This is a genomic window from Bacillus sp. SIMBA_008 (assembly GCF_046535495.1).
Lineage (GTDB): Bacteria > Bacillota > Bacilli > Bacillales > Bacillaceae > Bacillus > Bacillus subtilis.
This window is the reverse complement of record NZ_JAWRWL010000001.1, coordinates 173675-193073: the sequence shown is the minus strand read 5'-3', so window position 1 is coordinate 193073 and position 19399 is coordinate 173675. Positions and strand designations below refer to the sequence as shown.

15 protein-coding genes and 2 pseudogenes are annotated in these 19399 nt (G+C 44.4%); 3 read left to right on the top strand and 14 right to left on the bottom strand.

Annotation, left to right across the window (positions count from 1 at the left end; all coding sequences use genetic code 11):
- Positions 1-10 precede the first annotated feature (10 nt).
- Positions 11-391, bottom strand: a complete 381-nt coding sequence (locus SB658_RS00965; RefSeq protein WP_003229458.1) for a winged helix-turn-helix transcriptional regulator — start codon at positions 389-391, stop codon at positions 11-13.
- 183 nt (positions 392-574) lie between these two features.
- On the opposite strand from SB658_RS00965, the gene SB658_RS00960 reads away from it, so the two are divergent.
- Together SB658_RS00960 and ytbE are read left to right on the top strand one after the other, a co-directional pair.
- Positions 575-1762, top strand: a complete 1188-nt coding sequence (locus tag SB658_RS00960) for an MFS transporter (RefSeq protein WP_032726374.1) — start codon at positions 575-577, stop codon at positions 1760-1762.
- 23 nt (positions 1763-1785) lie between these two features.
- A pseudogene (ytbE, locus tag SB658_RS00955) lies at positions 1786-2626 on the top strand (aldo/keto reductase YtbE).
- Positions 2627-2667: 41 nt separating this feature from the next.
- On the opposite strand, the gene coaE reads toward ytbE, so the two are convergent.
- The 10 genes and pseudogenes from coaE to SB658_RS00905 all read right to left on the bottom strand — a co-directional run bounded on the left by coaE (position 2668) and on the right by SB658_RS00905 (position 14815).
- Positions 2668-3261, bottom strand: coding sequence for a dephospho-CoA kinase (gene coaE, locus SB658_RS00950; protein WP_004398928.1), 594 nt, complete (start codon positions 3259-3261; stop codon positions 2668-2670).
- A gap of 15 nt (positions 3262-3276) precedes the next feature.
- Positions 3277-3927: pseudogene (ytaF, locus tag SB658_RS00945) on the bottom strand (sporulation membrane protein YtaF); the annotation flags it as partial.
- A gap of 147 nt (positions 3928-4074) precedes the next feature.
- The gene (gene mutM / locus SB658_RS00940) at positions 4075-4905 is read right to left on the bottom strand and encodes a DNA-formamidopyrimidine glycosylase (RefSeq protein ID WP_003246122.1); all 831 of its coding nucleotides are present in this window, start codon (positions 4903-4905) and stop codon (positions 4075-4077) included.
- A gap of 22 nt (positions 4906-4927) precedes the next feature.
- Entirely contained in the window at positions 4928-7570 is a 2643-nt protein-coding gene (gene polA, locus SB658_RS00935; RefSeq protein ID WP_004398870.1) for a DNA polymerase I, read from the bottom strand.
- A 243-nt stretch (positions 7571-7813) separates the two neighbouring features.
- Complete coding sequence (phoR, locus tag SB658_RS00930; protein ID WP_029726381.1) at positions 7814-9553, bottom strand: sensory box histidine kinase PhoR; 1740 nt, start codon at positions 9551-9553, stop codon at positions 7814-7816.
- On the bottom strand, positions 9546-10268 hold the full coding sequence (phoP, locus tag SB658_RS00925) for a two-component system response regulator PhoP (RefSeq protein WP_003229442.1): 723 nt from the start codon (positions 10266-10268) through the stop codon (positions 9546-9548). Before phoP ends, phoR begins: the two co-directional genes overlap by 8 nt.
- A 211-nt stretch (positions 10269-10479) precedes the next feature.
- Complete coding sequence (gene mdh, locus SB658_RS00920) at positions 10480-11418, bottom strand: malate dehydrogenase (protein WP_003237775.1); 939 nt, start codon at positions 11416-11418, stop codon at positions 10480-10482.
- A gap of 43 nt (positions 11419-11461) precedes the next feature.
- Positions 11462-12733, bottom strand: coding sequence for an NADP-dependent isocitrate dehydrogenase (gene icd, locus SB658_RS00915; protein ID WP_003229433.1), 1272 nt, complete (start codon positions 12731-12733; stop codon positions 11462-11464).
- A gap of 164 nt (positions 12734-12897) precedes the next feature.
- On the bottom strand, positions 12898-14016 hold the full coding sequence (citZ, locus tag SB658_RS00910) for a citrate synthase (protein WP_004398810.1): 1119 nt from the start codon (positions 14014-14016) through the stop codon (positions 12898-12900).
- A gap of 334 nt (positions 14017-14350) precedes the next feature.
- Positions 14351-14815, bottom strand: coding sequence for a DUF441 domain-containing protein (locus tag SB658_RS00905; protein ID WP_015251478.1), 465 nt, complete (start codon positions 14813-14815; stop codon positions 14351-14353).
- Between the two features lie 96 nt (positions 14816-14911).
- Here SB658_RS00905 and ytvI point away from each other — a divergent pair, with 96 nt between their 5' ends.
- Complete coding sequence (gene ytvI, locus SB658_RS00900) at positions 14912-16027, top strand: sporulation integral membrane protein YtvI (protein ID WP_029318231.1); 1116 nt, start codon at positions 14912-14914, stop codon at positions 16025-16027.
- Between the two features lie 32 nt (positions 16028-16059).
- On the opposite strand, the gene SB658_RS00895 is transcribed toward ytvI, so the two are convergent.
- The 3 genes from SB658_RS00895 to pfkA all read right to left on the bottom strand — a co-directional run bounded on the left by SB658_RS00895 (position 16060) and on the right by pfkA (position 19295).
- Positions 16060-16443, bottom strand: a complete 384-nt coding sequence (locus SB658_RS00895) for an FxsA family protein (protein WP_038429450.1) — start codon at positions 16441-16443, stop codon at positions 16060-16062.
- A 92-nt stretch (positions 16444-16535) separates the two neighbouring features.
- Positions 16536-18293: a pyruvate kinase gene (gene pyk / locus SB658_RS00890; protein ID WP_004398560.1), complete on the bottom strand. Its 1758-nt coding sequence runs from the start codon at positions 18291-18293 to the stop codon at positions 16536-16538.
- A 42-nt stretch (positions 18294-18335) separates the two neighbouring features.
- Entirely contained in the window at positions 18336-19295 is a 960-nt protein-coding gene (gene pfkA / locus SB658_RS00885) for a 6-phosphofructokinase (protein ID WP_003229420.1), read from the bottom strand.
- Positions 19296-19399 lie beyond the last annotated feature (104 nt).

The following is a 19399-nucleotide window of genomic DNA, read 5'->3' as shown; positions in this document are numbered from 1 at the left end:
CCCTCATGCTTTATGATTCCTGTTTTAACTTATCATTGAGCACACTTTCTTCTAGCACAGAAAATGTATCCCCGTACACTCTGTTAATATGATTCGCTCCCCAAGCACACAGCATATCTAAAATCCCTTCTAAGCTGCGGCCGTATTCGCTGAGCTCGTATTCCACTTTGGGAGGAACTTGATTATATACGATTCGGTTAATGACACCGTCCGCTTCCAGCTCGCGCAGCTGCTGAGTCAGCATTTTTTGCGTGATGTTGGGCATTAGGCGTTTTAATTCACTTGTGCGTTTTTTTCCGTGCGTCAGATGGCATAAAATGACGCATTTCCATTTCCCACCGATCACTTCAAGAGTCGCTTCAACAGAAATGTTATATTTTTTCTTCTCCATACAATCCATTCTCCTCACAGGCACCAAAAAGTGACTATAGCACTTCAAAGTACGTACTTTTATTTCTTAACGATATGTTTCATAATCACATTTGCCGGCTGATTTGAATCTGCTCTTTTTTATTTATATAGCTTACTCGGCAGAATTTCAATCATACAACACATCTTACAAAGGAGGAACATCATGACTTCAGCCAAAAGCAGTATTCCTGCACTACTGGCTTTGGCCGTAAGTGCATTCGCAATAGGGACAACTGAATTTATCAGTGTCGGCCTTTTGCCGCTCATTGCTGATGACCTGGATATTCCCGTCACGACAGCAGGATTGACCGTTTCCCTTTATGCGCTCGGCGTTACATTTGGGGCACCTATATTAACTTCATTGACCTCAAGCATGTCACGTAAGACACTATTGCTTTGGATCATGTTTATTTTTATTGCCGGTAATACGATGGCAGCAACCGCTTCAAGCATCGGGATTTTACTAGCAGCACGTGTGATATCGGCATTTTCGCACGGTGTGTTTATGTCGATCGGTTCGACAATCGCAGCGGATATTGTCCCGGAGGATAAAAGGGCTAGCGCGATTTCAATTATGTTTACTGGCCTCACTGTGGCAACTGTAACCGGAGTTCCTTTTGGGACATTTATCGGCCAGCAGTTCGGCTGGCGTTTCGCCTTTATGGTCATTATCGCCGTCGGAATCATTGCTTTCATTACAAATGGCATTCTTGTACCGTCCAAATTACGAAAAGGGACGAAAACAACGATGCGGGATCAATTGAAGCTTGTGACAAACAGCCGGTTATTGCTTTTATTTGTCATTACAGCGCTTGGATACGGAGGAACATTCGTTGTGTTCACGTATCTGTCTCCCCTGCTTCAGGAAGTAACAGGCTTCAAAGCCGGGACTGTTGCAGTGATTCTGCTCGGATACGGAATAGCTATTGCTATCGGCAATATGATTGGCGGAAAGCTGTCAAACCGAAATCCGATTGCCGCTTTATTCTATATGTTTATCGTACAGGCAATCGTTCTATTCGTACTGACATTTACAGCCCCGTATCAAGCAGCAGGGCTCATTACCATTCTCTGTATGGGATTGCTGGCCTTTATGAACGTGCCCGGCCTTCAGGTGTATGTCGTCATGCTGGCTGAGCGTTTTGTCCCGAGTGCAGTTGACGTCGCATCCGCGATGAATATCGCTGCCTTTAATGCAGGGATCGCGCTTGGGTCATACCTTGGCGGTGTGATCACCGATTCAATCGGATTGATTCATACCGCTTGGATAGGCGGATTAATGGTGGTCGGTGCAGTCATTTTAACAGGCTGGAGCCGCTTGATGGAAAAACGAGATCGGCAGGAAGCCTGACAATTTTAAAGGAGGAAATAAACATGACAACACATTTACAAGCAAAAGCAACACTTCATAATGGGGTAGAAATGCCTTGGTTCGGCCTCCGTGTTCCAAGTGGAAGAAGGATCTGAACTGGTAAACGCAGTTAAAACTGCCATTGTTCACGGGTACCGCAGTATTGATACTGCAGCAATCTATGGAAATGAAGCTGGAGTCGGAGAAGGGATTCGGGAAGGCATTGAAGAAGCAGGCATTTCAAGAGAGGATCTGTTTATCACATCGAAAGTATGGAATGCGGATTTAGGCTACGAAGAAACACTCGCCGCGTTTGAAACAAGTCTGTCCAAACTCGGTCTGGATTATTTGGATCTATACCTCATCCACTGGCCTGTAGAAGGAAAGTATAAAGAAGCTTGGAGAGCGCTTGAAACGCTGTATAAAGAAGGCCGTATCAAAGCGATTGGCGTAAGCAACTTCCAAATTCACCATCTTGAAGATCTGATGACGGCAGCTGAAATTAAGCCTATGATTAACCAAGTGGAATTTCACCCGCGCCTCACACAAAAAGAGTTGATAAGATACTGCCAAAATCAGGGCATCCAGATGGAGGCTTGGTCACCTTTAATGCAGGGACAGCTGCTGGATCACCCTGTATTGGCTGACATCGCTCAAACATATAATAAATCTGTCGCACAAATTATTTTGCGCTGGGATCTGCAGCATGGCATTATAACGATTCCTAAATCAACGAAGGAACACCGCATTAAAGAAAATGCAAGCGTATTTGACTTTGAATTAACGCAGGATGACATGAACCGAATCGATGCACTGAATGAAAACTTGCGCGTCGGTCCTGATCCGGACAACTTTGATTTTTAATGGCCAAAAAACACCGTTCAATATGAACGGTGTTTTTTGTATTATGCCCAGCTGTTCATGATTTCATCAAGCTGCCTTTTGGTCTCTTCAAGCGTGCCGCTGTTATCAATGACTTGATCTGCTCTTGCTGTTTTTTCCTCTAAGGGCATTTGAGAGCGGATACGGCTGACTGCTTCTTCTTCTGTCAGCTGATTGCGCTTCATCAGACGTTCCAGTTGAAGCTCTTTTGTCACACTGACCACAATAATTTTATCAACCAATGATTCCAATTTGCTTTCGAACAATAGCGGGATATCCAATACAACAAATGCCTCCCGATTTGCAACGGCTTCATCACGGCGATTGAGCATTTCCTGCCTGACTGCGGGATGAACAATTGCATTTAAAGCGAGACGTTTTTGTTCATTTGTAAATACCAGCGCTCCAAGCTTTTTTCTATCTATATCGCCATTTGAGAGCAGTATGTCTTCACCGAATTCGTCAATGATTTGCCGGTAGGCCGGCATCCCTTTTTCTACCGCTTGTTTTGCAATGATATCTGCATCTATAACTGTTATTCCTTTTTCAATCAGCATATTGGCTACCGTGCTTTTGCCGCTAGCTATTCCTCCCGTTAAACCAATGACTAAGGTCAAGAGATCCACTCCTTTTTACAATTTCCAGAGCCCAATCGTGATTAATAGAAGCCCCGGCAAAAACGCCATTTTATCGATCCATTTCCACTTAGACAGAAAATGGCCGGCATTGATTCCAATTGATACAAACAGCGAGCTCATGATTGCCACGGCGATGCTCATCACAATCGGCGAAAAACCGAGAATGGCTGCGCCTATACCTGCTCCAAAGGCATCAATCGATAAGGCAAATCCCAATAAGACCGCCTCAATTCCGTTGATCACACCCGATTTGTCGATATCCGCACTCATGGGTTTTCTCAAAATATGAATCACAATTCCTAATGACCGAACCTCTAGATTAAGCAGTGTTTTTTCATGCAATAGGTATTCTTTATCTTTTGCCGGTTTGAAAAATTGATACAGAACCCACGCACCGATTCCAACCAATATCAAACCGCCAAGCTTCTCCGTCACATATACAGGAAAAAACTTCGTGAGAAAGCTTCCGATCAGCATGGATATAAACATGACAGCACCGGAACAGCAGGCGATAACCAAAATCGCTTTAAACGGTATTTTCATTTTTCTCAATCCGTACGTAAATCCGACTGAAAAACTGTCCAAGCTGACAGCCAACGCCAGCAGCAGTATAGAAACCATTTGCATATCCGTTTCTTCCTTTCTGTTGGTGCTCTTGTATCAGATGTGAAATGCCCGGGATTCATCACAATCATATATATGGGAAAGTGAAAAATCCGTGTTTCGAAAATGGCATCCTTAATCCAGAGTTACTGATATATGCACCGACAGCTTGGACAATGAAGCATTATGCTACTTTTTTGTCTGGCACTTTGCGCAAAAATGCGTGCCTCTTCCTCCAACGACAATTTTCGAAATCATCGTTCCGCAATTTTTGCATGGCTCGTCTTTTTTTCCGTACACAAAATGCTGCAGCTGGAACATTCCGATTTCCCCTTGGGAGTTGATATATGAACGGACTGTGCTTCCGCCCGCATCAATCGCCTCCTGCAGAGTGTTTTTGATTTCAGCGTGAAGGGTTTTGATTGTTTTATCTGATAATTGATTTGCTTTTGTCTCGGGATGGACACCCGCTCTGAAAAGAGCCTCATCCACATAAATGTTCCCGAGTCCAACTACCGTTTTTTGATCCAGTAGGGCAGTTTTGACAGCGCGGTTTGTTTTCGCAAGCCGGTCTTTTAAATACGCACTTGTAAATTCTTCTGCATCCGGCTCCGGCCCTAACTGAGAAAGCGGGAGCTCGCCCGCTTCTTCTCCCGGTTTAAATAAGTGCATGGTTCCAAATTTCCGCACATCCCTGTACCGGAGCTGGGTTCCATCCGTCATCGTGAATATGACATGCACGTGTTTATCGTCAGGCTCCTCGGCTTGATGAAGACCGTATTTTCCTTCCATTCGAAGGTGAGAAACCATAACATAATGATCTAAATGAAACAGTAAAAACTTTCCCCGTCTTCCGATGGACTGTATCGTTTCTCCTGCTAGTTTTCGCGCAAATTCCTCCGGTTCGGCAGGCCGTTTGATGATATTCGGCCATCTGATCTCTACCGATTTGATTGTTTTTCCCTTTACAAGCCCGGTCAGAGTGCGCCGGACCGTCTCAACCTCTGGTAATTCCGGCACATCCATCACTTCCTATCTCTGTTTATTTCGCATCGTACCAAGATGGGCCTGATGCAAAGTCCACCTTTAACGGCACATCTAATGCAAGCGCATGCTCCATCACTTCAGGAACAAGCTTTTCAAGAATTTCAATTTCTTCCTTTGGCGCCTCAAAAATCAATTCATCGTGTACTTGAAGCAGAAGCCTTGCTTTCAACTGTTTTTCTTTCAGCTTGGCAGCCATGTCAATCATGGCTTTTTTGATAATATCAGCGGCGCTTCCTTGAATCGGCGTATTCATGGCCGTCCGCTCCGCAAAACTTCGGATATTAAAGTTCCGGCTCGTCAGCTCAGGGATGTAGCGGCGGCGATGCATAAGCGTTGTTACGTATCCTTTTTGTTTCGCTTCCTGTACTGAATCTTCCATGTACGCTTTTACGCCTTGGAAGCTTTCCAGATAGCGGTCGATAAATGCTCCCGCTTCCTTCCGGGTAATGCCGAGGTTCTGTGACAGACCGTAATCGCTGATCCCGTAAACAATGCCAAAGTTGACCGCTTTCGCCTGGCGTCTCATCGCAGATGTCACTTCATCCTTAGCGACATGGAACACATCCATTGCCGTTTTCGTGTGAATATCCATATCATTAGTAAAAGCTTCGATCAGATTTTCATCCTTTGAAATATGGGCAAGCACCCGCAGCTCGATTTGTGAATAATCGGCTGCAAAAATGAGCCAGTCTTTTTCAGACGGCACAAAAGCTTGGCGAATTTTCCGCCCTTCCTCAAGCCTGATCGGAATGTTTTGCAGGTTCGGATCAGTCGAGCTGAGACGGCCAGTTTGCGTTAAGGCCTGGTTAAATCGCGTGTGCACTTTATGCGAATCCGGTCTCGTCACCTTTAAAAGCCCTTCGATATATGTTGATTGAAGCTTGCCAATTTGTCTGTACTGTAAAATATAGTCGACAATATCATGCTTGTCAGCCAGCTTTTCAAGCACATCGGCAGACGTAGAATAGCCTGTTTTCGTTTTCTTTACGACAGGAAGGCCGATCTTTTCAAATAAGATGACGCCTAGCTGTTTCGGAGAATTGATGTTAAACGGCTCTCCCGCAATCTCATGGATTTTTTCTTCATATTCCTTCAGCTTCGCACCCAGTTCTTCACCCATCCGTTTTAAACGGTCAACATCGACCTTGACGCCAGTTGATTCCATTTCGCCAAGAATAAGCGCAAGAGGCATTTCCAGCTCTTCAAACAGTTCAAGCTGGTCGTTGTTTTCCAGCTCTTGAACGAGCTTTTCCCGAAGGCTTTGAATCGCTAACGCTTTTCGGCCAAGGTGCTCAGACAGTACGTCTTCTGACGGCACTGCCCGTTTTGCTCCTTTTCCATAAACTGATTCATCACTTGAAACGATATGCAGGCCGTAATCCTTAGCCACACTCGCAACGTCGTCATATGAATTGCCCGGGTTGATGATATAAGCCGCAAGGAGCGTATCAAACTCGGCTCCTTTCAGCTCAATGCCCTGCCAGCGCAAAGCGACAACGGCCCGCTTGCTGTCGAAGACCCATTTCTTCTGCTCGTCATTTTCCACCCATTCTTTAAACACCTCAGACTCAACGGCAATGTCTTTCGGAATGAAATAAGCTCCCGTTTCATTTACGATCGAAAATCCGAGGATCGGCTCTTCATGATAATTATCGCCAATCTGTTCAACGACAAATGCGGATGGAGAAACCAATATATCGCTTGTCACGTCTGTGACTGTTTTGACATTAATGTCTTCCAACGATTGATCCTGTTCTGCTTCTGCACTGTCTTCTCCAAGCCGTTCAAGAAGCGTGTTGAAGCCAAGATCTTTAAAGATGGCAATGACCTGTTCACGATTAAAGCCTTGATATTCCAGGCCGGAAACAGATACCTCAATCGGAGCATCCGTCATAATTGTCGCAAGCTCCTTGCTCATCAATGCCTGATCCTTAAACTCCTCAAGCTTTTCCTTCAATTTCTTTCCGCTCACCTCGTCAATGGACTCCAGCAGCTTTTCAACCGAATCAAATTGTTTTAAAAGCTTAATCGCAGTCTTTTCTCCGACGCCGGGCACACCCGGAATATTATCTGAGGAATCGCCCATCAGACCCTTCATGTCAATGATTTGTTCAGGCGTAAGCCCGTATTTCTCTTTGACATGCTCCGGTGTGTAAAATTCAACATCGGTAATTCCCTTTCTCGTAATGGCAACTGTCGTTTTGTCCGTTGCCAGCTGTGTTAAATCCTTATCTCCTGAGAAAACCTTAACTTCAAATCCGTCTTTTTCAGCCGATTTGGCCAGTGTGCCGATAATATCATCCGCTTCATATTGTTCCAGTTCATAGCGGCTGATCTGGTAGGCATCCAGCAGCTCGCGGATAAACGGCATTTGTTCGGAAAGCTCAGGCGGGGTTTTCTGTCTGCCGCCTTTATATTCTTTAAATGTGCCGTGACGAAATGTTGTTTTCCCGGCATCAAACGCAACCAGCATGTGCGTCGGTTTTTCATCCTCAAGCATTTTCATCAAAATCATCGCAAAGCCGTATACAGCATTCGTATGAACACCTTTATCATTGCTTAACAGCGGCAATGCAAAAAACGCCCGGTAAGCCAGACTGTTTCCGTCTACAAGCACTAATTTTTTTCGTTCCGTCATTCAATTTCCTCCTAAGAAGCCTCAGGCTTCCATTCATCTCTTACATAGTCATTAGCTCCTCTTATTTTAACAAAGTTCAATTTGAAAGGAAAATACGTGAACTATAAGAGAAGACACAAAAAAGGACGGGAACACAAATAGGTTCCCGCCGTCAAAATTGGCTCCTTGGATGAAGGGGTTCTACTACATCCTACCAGCATAGGTTTAACAGTGCATGAAGATATTGTTAAACCTTTGTAAACATTAGGCGGACTTTTCAGCGGCCCGTTTCAGCGTCACGGTAAAGACAGTTCCCCGTCCAAGCTCGCTTGTGACATCAATTTTCCCTTCATGAGCCTCTATTAAATGCTTGACAATCGCAAGGCCCAGCCCGGTTCCGCCCGAATTTCTGCTTCTGTCTTTATCTACGCGGTAAAAGCGTTCAAAGATGCGCGGAATTTCTTCTTTCTGAATTCCGATTCCAGAATCGGCAACCTCAATCTGAATGTCTTTTTCTCTGGGCTTTACATTGATAGCCACGGATCCCCCCTCAGGCGTGTAGGTTAACGCATTGTTTACGAGATTAAGAAATACCTGTTTCAGCCTGTACGGGTCACCAGATACATATTGAGGGTCTTTCGGGACATTCAGGTGCAAGGAGATGCCTTTCTCATCCGCCTTATGCTTCAGAAGCGTTTCAATCTCAACAAGCATTTTGGCCGGCTCAAACGTTTCGATACTGAGCGTGAAATTTTGCTGCTCGATTTTTGAGAGATCGAGCAAATCCTGAACCAAAGACTGAAGCCTTTCGCTTTCCTTAAGAATAATAGAGAGAAATTCAGAAAGCGCCTCTTTGTCTTCCATCGCCCCATCCAATAACGTCTCCGTAAACCCTTTTATGGACGTAATCGGTGTTTTCAGCTCATGAGAAACATTGGCCACAAAATCCTTCCTCATCTGCTCTAATTTCTTTGTTTCCGTCATGTCATGGAAAACAAGCACAATTCCTTTCCATTCATCGTCCGGCCCCATAATCGGAACGCCGTCCACTTCAAAATAACGCCGTTCTATTTTGATCGGCAGTCTTAACAGCTTGCATTTCTTTGTCTCCGTCATAAAAATGTCTTCGACAAGCTGGATCACTTCTTCATGTTCAAATGCATCGTGATAAAGACGGCGCAGCATATGATTCGGATTGATATGAAACTGCTTGGCGTAAGACCTGTTTACGAGATTAATAAAGCCTCTTCCGTCGATCATAATCAGCCCGGAGCCAATGTTTTCAATGACTGTCAGCAGCCGATCCCGCTGCATTTCCTGCGTTCGCGTCATTTCCATCAGATCAATGGCAAGGCTGTTCATCGCATGTCCTAGCTTATCAGAACGCCTAATATAGCCGCCGTACGTCCGTGCATCGTAGTTGCCCTTAGAGAGTTCTGTGGCTACATTTGTCGCTGACTCAATTGACCTTTTATAACGTGAGGTCATGCTGGAATAAAAATAAACAATGACGATAAATGCGGTACAAAGACTGGCCGTCAGCATCCCCCACAATTCGCCTTTTAAGCCGTCGCTTTTTTCAGAGGCGGAAAGCAGCACATATCCTGTTTTTTCACCTTCGCTTCTAAGTGAAAGTCCGTAATAAAGCTTGTTATCTGTTGTTGACAGAATACCCTCATGGCCAGAAACAAGCGCCTGCACCTTTTGGGAATCAGCCGATCTACCGTTTGACCCATACAGCACCTTACCGTCTGTATCGATAACGGATGCGCTCACATCAAGCGCGCCGCCTGCATCTTTAATGATTTTCTCATTTGCTTGATTATTCAGATTGCCGGCATCAAGAAGCGAAGCCAAGTATTTTGCTTCTTTTTCAATGTGTTCCTCTGCTTTCCTTTGATCAGATGTTTCAAAAAGCTGCTGTAAAAACAGCCCGAGGACACAAAACACCAGAATCATACAGACAACGAATACAGAAAAAAGGCGCACACGGTATTTATTCATTCATTTTTGGCTCCTCCAGTTTATACCCCAATCCCCTAATCGTTTTAATGTAGATCGGTTTTTTGGTATTGTTTTCAATTTTGTCGCGAAGATGGCTGATGTGCACATCAACAATTCTCGTATCTCCGGCAAAATCATAATTCCAGACTGCGCTCAGCAGCAGGTCTCTTGTCAGAACTCTGCCTTTATGTCTGCCTAAATAGAGCAACAGTTCGAATTCTTTCGGTGTCAGTTCAAGCTGACTTTCTTTAAAGTACGCTTCATAATGATCAGGCAGGATTTTCAGATCGCCGATTACGATCTGGCCTTCCATTTCATCGTTCTTCATCTCACTAGAGGGCGCAGCTATTTCCGAACGCCTTAAAATCGCTTTGACTCTCGCATTTACTTCCCTTGGACTGAACGGCTTGGTCATATAATCATCAGCACCGAGCTCAAGCCCTAATACTTTGTCGAATTCCTCATCCTTCGCTGTCAGCATTAAAATGGGAAACATCAGTTTTTGCTGTCTCAGCTGCTTGCATACTTCGATTCCGTCCAATTTTGGAAGCATCACATCAAGCACAATCAAATCAGGCTTCTCTGTTTCCGCTTTTTTGAGTGCTTCTTCCCCATCCGAGGCGGTAATGACATCATAGCCTGACCGTTCCAAATTGTACTGTAAAAGAGTAACAATAGATTCTTCATCATCCACAACTAAAATTTTCTTGTTCATGCTGTGCCTCCAGTATTATAATTCCCCGACATCCTATTTCTCTATTTTATGTCATCTTAACATGTTTCATGATTTTATTTTAGCGAAAGCAGGACATTCCGACAATTCGCCTTTTACATCATTTTTAAAAGAAATAAAGACGTTTATGATAACGCTTTCATTTATAGTAAAAAGAGAAAGGCTGTATTAAGCAAGCCTTTCTCCCTTTTTATTAGGATAATACTTTCATGACATTTTTGACAGATTCAACTGATTTATTCAGCTGCGCTCTTTCATAGTCTGTCAGTTCAAGTTCAATGATTTGCTCAAGACCGTTGCCGCCTACAATTGTCGGAACACCAAGGTAGATGCCTTCATAGCCGTATTCCCCTTCAAGATAAGCAATTGTAGGAAGGACGCGGCGCTGATCTTTCAAGATCGCTTCGACCATTTCTGTCAGAGAAGCCGCAGGCGCATAATACGCGCTTCCGTTTCCAAGAAGATTCACGATTTCGCCTCCGCCTTTTCTAGTACGCTCCACAATTGCGTCAATCCGTTCTTTCGGAATAAGAGTTTCAAGCGGGATACCGCCAGCATAAGAATAACGCACAAGCGGAACCATATCGTCACCGTGTCCGCCGAGTACGAAACCAGTCACATCTTTCACTGACAGGTTTAATTCCTCTGCCACAAATGTTCTGAATCTTGCCGTATCAAGCACACCGGACTGGCCGATTACACGCTCTTTAGGGAAGCCTGATTCTTTGTACACCGCGTATGTCATTGCATCAACAGGATTTGTCAGCACCACAATAATAGAGTCAGGAGAATATTTCACGATTTCCCGCGTAACGCTTCTCATAATCTTTTCGTTTGTAGAGACCAGATCATCTCTGCTCATACCAGGTTTTCTTGCGATACCGGCTGTAATGACAACAATGTCAGAGCCAGCTGTATCCTCGTAATTGGATGTTCCCGTAATTTTTGCGTCAAAGCCTTGAACCGGGCTTGCTTCAAGCATATCAAGCGCTTTTCCCTTTGTCGGGTTCTCCAATTGCGGAATGTCAACAAGAACAACGTCTGCCAGCTCTTTTTGAGCGATTAAAAATGCAGTTGTAGCTCCGGTAAAACCTGCTCCGATAACAGAAACTTTTTTACGAGTATTTCCCATGTCTCTCTTCTCCTTTATGGCTAGTTTTAGGCTTTTTCCTTGCTTAGTCCATGTTTTTGATCAGTTCTTCTCCGAACTCTGAACATTTCACTTCAGTCGCCCCGTCCATTAATCTGGCAAAATCGTAAGTTACGACTTTGGAAGCGATTGTTTTTTCCATAGATTTGATAACCAAATCAGCCGCTTCGTTCCATCCTAAATGCTCAAGAAGCAGAACACCTGAAAGAATAACCGAAGATGGGTTTACTTTATCAAGGCCTGCATATTTAGGAGCCGTTCCGTGCGTCGCTTCGAAAATCGCATGTCCTGTTTCGTAGTTGATGTTCGCTCCAGGAGCAATGCCGATTCCGCCGACTTGCGCAGCAAGAGCATCTGAAATGTAATCTCCGTTCAAGTTCATTGTCGCAACGACATCAAACTCGTTTGGACGCGTTAAGATCTGCTGAAGGAAAATGTCAGCAATGCTGTCTTTGATAATGATTTTTCCTGCTGCTTCCGCTTCGCTTTGCGCTTTGTTGGCAGCGTCTTTTCCTTGTTCTTCAGCAATGCGGTCATATTGAGCCCATGTAAAGACTTTATCTCCGTATTCTTTTTCAGCAAGTTCATAGCCCCAGTTTTTGAAGGCGCCTTCTGTGAACTTCATGATGTTTCCTTTGTGAACAAGCGTTACAGATTTGCGGCCATGCTCGATCGCATAATCAATGGCAGCTCTGACCAAGCGGCTTGTTCCTTCTTCTGAAACAGGCTTAATGCCGATACCTGATGTCTCAGGGAAACGGATTTTGTTGACGTTTAACTCATTTTGAAGGAAGCTGATAAGCTTTTGCACTTCTTCAGAGCCTTTTGCATACTCGATGCCTGCGTAAATATCTTCTGTATTTTCACGGAAGATGACCATATCAGTATCTTCAGGGCGTTTTACCGGTGACGGCACTCCAGTAAAGTATCTTACAGGTCTTAAGCAGACGAATAGGTCAAGCTCTTGTCTGAGCGCTACGTTCAAAGAACGGATACCGCCGCCGACAGGTGTCGTTAACGGGCCTTTAATCGCGATGAAATATTCGCGGATCACATCTAATGTTTCAGCAGGGAGCCACTCACCTGTTTTATTATAAGCCTTTTCTCCGGCGTAAACTTCTTTCCATGTAATTTTCTTTTCGCCTTTGTATGCTTTTTCTACTGCTGCTTCCAAAACCTTCGAAGCCGCGTTCCAAATATCAGGACCGGTTCCGTCTCCTTCGATAAATGGGATAATCGGGTTGTTTGGTACGTTTAATACTCCGTTAGAGACTGTAATTTTTTCACCTTGTGCCACAATAAAAACCTCCCAGTATGTAATTCATATTTAGAAAACATTTTATTTTTCTTATATAGAAAATAAAATGTTTTTTCCTAACATTCAATTTAAAGTGTAACCCAATTTTGATGTTCTGAACAAGAGGCTAACCTCATTGACGCAAGCCAGCCTCCAATGGTTCTTTAGGCTCTTTCTTCAATCGGAACGAATTTTTGTTTGTCAGGGCCTGTGTAATCTGCCCGCGGGCGGATCAGACGGTTGTTGTCATACTGCTCAAGAATATGAGCGAGCCAGCCGGACATTCTGCTTACAGCAAAAATCGGTGTAAACAAATCATGGTCAATACCGAGGCTGTGATATACAGAAGCCGAATAGAAATCAACGTTAGGCGGAAGCTTTTTCTCTGATGTGACGATGTCTTCTATACGAATCGACATCTCATACCATTTGCTTTCGCCTGTCAGGTTGGTCAGGCGCTTGCTCATTTCTTTCAGATGCTTCGCGCGCGGATCACCATGCTTATACACACGGTGGCCGAATCCCATGATTTTTTCTTTCTTTTCAAGTTTAGCGCGGATGTACGGCTCAGCGTTTTCCACTTCACCGATTTCTGTCAGCATTTTCATAACGCCTTCATTCGCTCCGCCGTGAAGAGGCCCTTTCAGCGCGCCGATTGCTGCAGTAATGCCTGAATAGATGTCTGAAAGTGTTGCGACGCAGACCCTCGCTGTGAACGTTGACGCGTTCAGCTCATGGTCAGCATGTAAAATCAATGCTTTGTTGAAGGCTTCAACCTCAATTGGTGAAGGCTCTTCACCGTTTAATGTGTAAAGAAAATTCTCCGCAATACCGTAATCTTCTCTCGGTTCAACAGGCTCAAGACCCTTGCGAATTCTGGAAAACGCTGCAACCAGGCCAGGCACCTTTGCCTGAAGGCGGATCGCCTTTCTGTAGTTGGCTTCCGGGTTCATGGTATCAGCCTCGCTGTCTAGCAGGCCTAGTAATGAAATTGCTGTCCGAAGAGCAGCCATGGGATGAACATTTTCGAGGGAATAAGATTTGAAGTGCTCAATAATTTCTTGCGGAACGGCAGCTTCCTTTGCAAGCTGCTGCTTTAACTCTTCAAGCTCTTTTTTGTTTGGCAGCCTTAGATGCCAAAGCAAGTAGATGATTTCTTCAAAACTTGCATTCTCTGTCAAATCATCGATATCATACCCCACATATGTAAGGGTATCATCAATAATAGAACTAACAGATGATGTTGTTGCTACAACCCCTTCAAGACCGCGTGTCGCTGTCATATATAACATCTCCTTTTCAATAAATTTCCCCTTTAAGAGTGTTGTAAAAACATGAGGCTTACTTAAAAAGCACGATGCAAGTATTTCTCTCCCCCAAAAAGAAAATGCTTACATTTTACTGGCTGCTGGAACTAAAACCCTTTGCTTATGAAAGAACATAACAAATTCTTATAAGCTTATTTAAGTTTAAGCCTATTCTCATTATAAACAATAATCAGACATTTGTTAAATGTTTACCTATAATTTTTTTTTTCATTCTGTGATTTCCCCGAAAAAACGCCTTTATTTGCGGGTTTTTGCATACAAAAAAAAGCGGCTTTAAGGCCGCTTTTTGTTATGAAGTGAACAGTTTTACGATCTGCATGGCTAAATAAGCAATCCCCGCTCCGATCAGCGGCCCCACCGCAACTCCTCCAAAAAGCGCGACTGCAAGAATGGTCCCGATCACGAGAGCAGTTGTAATATGCGGATCATTTTCAAGCAGGGCCAGGCCGTTTTTTGCAATCAGCGCCACTGCGATCCCCGCTCCAAGGGCGATCCATGCGTAGGAAGACCGCATTGCTTCTCCAAGCTGCTTAAATCCGATTTCTCCCGTGGCAATCGGGACAAGAACGGCGATGGTAATAATGGTCACACCCCAGTTAATGCCTTTTGACTGGATGGTCGGAAATAATTTCTGATCAAGCCCAACGATTTTGATGATCAAAAGGACGGATACAGCAAAGAGCAATGATTGGTTTTTTGCGATAAGTGCGATAGCCAAGAGTAAAATTAAAAATAAATTCGCTTGTGTAAACACATGCCATCCCTCCTTTAAGATGAATGTATTCATATTCAGCCGCAGCGTGAATACATATAAAAAATAGGACATGCTGACGAGAGGAGGACCGTTTTCGTGAATCAATCTTATATCACTATTTTTTTCAGAACCCTCTTTGTCATATCAATGACCGCAGGGTCGATAGCTGCGGCCTATTATTCGTTTCCGTTAACTTATCCGTTCCTGATCGCCCTTATTCTTTCTTCAGTGATTCATCCTGTTGTCGATTATTTGGACAAAGTGACAGGATTCCCCCGAACGATAAATGTTCTGGGCGTTCTTGCTTTTTTTCTGCTCGCAGCCTTCGGCGTCCTTACCATTCTGGTAGCCGAAATCGTAACGGGAACAGCCTATCTAGCAAAAACGCTGCCTCCGCATATCAGCACGTTTATTTCATATTGCGAAAAATTGTTTACAACTCATATTCAGCCGCTCTATAACGAGTTAACTCTTTTGTTTCAAGAATTGGAAACGAACCAGCAGGCTTCCATCGTCACTCATATCCAGACACTCGGAGATTCTGCCGCTAAAAATGCCGGGCTCCTGCTGTCCCACATTCTAGAGATGATCCCGAGATTTTTCGCTCTTCTTCCCAATACGGCGGCGGTTCTGATTTTTTCTCTTCTGGCAACCTTTTTTATGACAAAGGATTGGCATAAGCTTAAAGCCATGCTTGTTTTAATTCTGCCGGATCGTGTGACAGCTAACAGCAAAGCGATCAGCAGCGAATTAAAAAAAGCAATGGCTGGTTTTATCAAAGCACAAGCCGTCCTCGTTTTCATCACGATGGTGATTGTATTTATCGGCCTTTCTCTCTTAAAGGTTGAACACGCCGCAACAATTGCTTTTTTAATCGGGCTTGTAGATCTTCTCCCTTACTTAGGTGCCGGCTCCGTATTTGTGCCCTGGATTTTGTATTTATCGATTACGGGCCAGCTGCCCCAAGCAATCGGAATTGGTATCCTGTACCTCGTCGTTCTTATTCAGCGGCAGCTGACAGAGCCCAAGATACTAAGTAAATCTATCGGGATCGATCCGCTGGCAACACTCATCGCCCTGTTTGCCGGCTTTAAATTATTCGGGTTTTTAGGACTGATTGCGGGACCGGCTGTACTCGTCATCATCCAAGCCTTCATCACAACAGGCGCATTAAAAGAAATATGGTCCTATATCACCGTTCAGCAAAAATAAAACGGCAGCCGTTTTTTCATGGCTGCCGTTTTTTATTTGATGATGATCCGCTTATTCTTCGACATACCTCTCAGCCATTTGAACAGAATCGGCTTACACCAGCCGCGGGTAAACGGGATAAGAAGACAGGCGCCGGCCAAATCTGATAAAAAGCCCGGAAGCATCAGCAATAGACCGCCAATGAAAATGCACAGACCGTCAGCAATCGCTTCTCCCGGCATTTTGCCATATTGAAGATCACGCTGAACCTTATAATACACTTCGGTTCCTTGTTTTTTTGCAGCTGCTGCGCCGATAATGCCAGTCATAATCATGAATAGAACTGTCGGTAAAATGCCAATCAGCTTGCCTAAAAATAGGAATATGCCGATTTCTATTGCCGGAAACACAATAAAAAGCAAAAACAAAAATCTCATATCCAAGCCCCCCACACGTGTAACACGTTCTGTTCAACAAAAGGCATGATAAAGAGAAAAGGAAGGGATTCCCCTTCCGTTTTCACCTGTAATTAAAGAACGCTCGCACGGCCTTGATAGACTGCGCCTCTGGAAGCGTCAACTGTAATATCCTGGCCATCTGTCAAAATAGATGTCGCATTTTCCAGACCCACGATAACCGGGATGCCAAGGCTTAATCCGACTACCGCAGCATGGCTAGTCAAGCCGCCTTCTTCTGTAATGAGAGCAGACGCTTTTTCAAGGGATGCAATCATATCACGGTCAGTGCTTTTGGTAACAAGTACCGCACCGTCAGTCATTTTTTGCTCAGCTTCTTTTGCATTTTGTGCAACGACAACCGGACCGTAAGCTGATTTGCGTCCAATGCCTTGGCCTTTAGCGATGATATCGCCGACAGTATGAACCTTCATTAAGTTCGTAGTGCCGGACTCACCGACAGTGCCAGCTGTAATAACGATAAGATCGCCGTGTTTTACAATTCCGCTGTTCAATGATTTTTGGACAGCATCCTCAAGCATCTCATCTGTTGAGCTCGCATTTTGGCCGCTTTCCGCGAATACACCAGATACGAGGGCAAGCTTTCTGGAAATAGAGTCATTTACAGTAACCGCAACAATCGGAGCCTGCGGACGGTATTTTGCAATCATACGTGCTGTATGGCCGCTTTCTGTCGGCGTTACGATCGCAGCAGCATTCAGGTTAATCGCCGTATGTGCGACAGATTGTCCAATTGCGTCTGTAATTGTCATGCCCACTTGGTCTCTGCGTTTTGAGAGAATTTCTTTATAATTTAATGCTTCTTCAGAACGGGACGCGATGTTATGCATTGTTTGAACTGCTTCAACCGGGTAACTTCCGGCAGCAGTTTCACCAGAAAGCATGATCGCATCTGTTCCGTCGAAGATCGCGTTTGCAACGTCACTTGCTTCCGCACGAGTCGGACGCGGGTTGCGCTGCATGCTGTCAAGCATTTGTGTTGCTGTAATAACAGGTTTGCCCAGCGCGTTGCATTTTTTTATCAGTTCTTTTTGCACAAGCGGCACTTCTTCAGCTGGAATTTCCACACCTAAGTCTCCGCGTGCAACCATTAAGCCGTCAGACACTTCGAGAATCGCATCGATGTTGTCAACGCCCTCTTGGTTTTCGATTTTAGGGATGATTTGAATATCCTGAGCGTTGTGCTCTTCAAGAAGCTCACGGATTTCGAGCACATCCGTGGAACGTCGAATGAAAGATGGTGCGATGAAGTCTACTCCTTGCTCAATACCGAAAACGATGTCTCGCGCATCCTTTTCAGTAATCCCCGGAAGATTGACACTTACGCCCGGTACGTTAACACCTTTTTTATTTTTGAGTGTTCCGTTGTTTAATACTTTTGTTTTGATTTCGCGTTTAGCGGCATCTACATCAAGTACCTCAAGACCGATAAGGCCGTCATCTAACAGAATCGTTGAACCTTGTTCAACGTCATGGACTAAACCTTCATATGTCACTGAAATTTTATCTGTTGTTCCTACAACCTCGTCCATTGAAATAATGAGCTCTTTGCCTGTTTCAAGCTCAATACCGCCGTTTTCCATTGTATGTGTGCGGATTTCAGGACCTTTTGTATCAAGCAGAATTCCAACGTTCTTGCCAAGTTTTTTACTTGCTTCGCGGATATTTTTAATTCTTGCACCGTGCTCCTCAAAATCTCCGTGAGAAAAGTTTAATCGAGCCACGTTCATTCCTGACTCCATTAATTTCGTAAGCATTTCAATACTTTCACTTGCCGGACCGATGGTACAAACAATTTTAGTTTTTCTCATTTGGTTCACTTCCTTCTGAAATCTTCAGCCTTCAGCTGTACATTAGATAGACAGTTCCTTTGAAAGCTGATACATGTTTTGCTCAACTGTGTGTTTTGTCTCCAGTATTTCTATAATATCATGGTCTACAAGCTTATTGTTTTGTATACCTACACAGCGTCCGCCTTTTCCTTCAAGCAGCAGTTCAACTGCATATGCGCCGAGACGGCTTGCTAACACACGGTCAGCAGCACTCGGAGAACCGCCGCGCTGGATATGGCCCAATACAGATACCCTAGTTTCAAGATTTGTTTCTTCTTCAATGCGTTTCCCGAATTCAACACCGCTGCCTACACCTTCGGCAACAATAATAATACTGTGCTTCTTGCCGCGTTCGTGGCCGCGTTTTAAGCGGGCAATGATTTCGTGCATGTCATAGTCTGCCTCAGGGATTAAGATCGATTCCGCGCCCCCTGCAAGACCGGCCCACAATGCGATATCGCCGGCATGACGACCCATTACTTCGATTACATATGTACGTTCATGAGAAGTCGCTGTATCGCGAATCTTATCAATTGCGTCAATTACTGTATTTAAAGCTGTATCGAAACCGATTGTAAAATCAGTGCCCGGAATGTCATTATCAATTGTACCCGGTACACCTACACATGGAAACCCGTGTTCCGTTAATTTTTTCGCACCCATATAGGAACCGTCTCCGCCGATAACAACAAGGCCTTCAATACCAAGCTTCTTCAAGTTTGCTATCCCTTTTTCACGGCCTTCAACTGTTTTGAATTCAGGACATCTCGCCGTATAAAGCTTAGTCCCTCCACGATGTATAATATCGCCTACTGATCCGAGTTCAAGCTTTTCAATCTTTCCGCTGATCAATCCCGCGTATCCGTTGTAAATACCGTAAACTTCAACGTCATGATAGATCGCTTTTCTGACTACTGCGCGAACTGCTGCGTTCATTCCCGGGGAATCCCCGCCGCTCGTTAATACCCCTATACGTTTCATTCTCCATTCACCTCAGCAACATATATGATTAAACATAACATGATCATTGCCCTAAAAACAATGAAAAGGGATCTCCATCCTCCCTATGAAACCTTACCTATTAT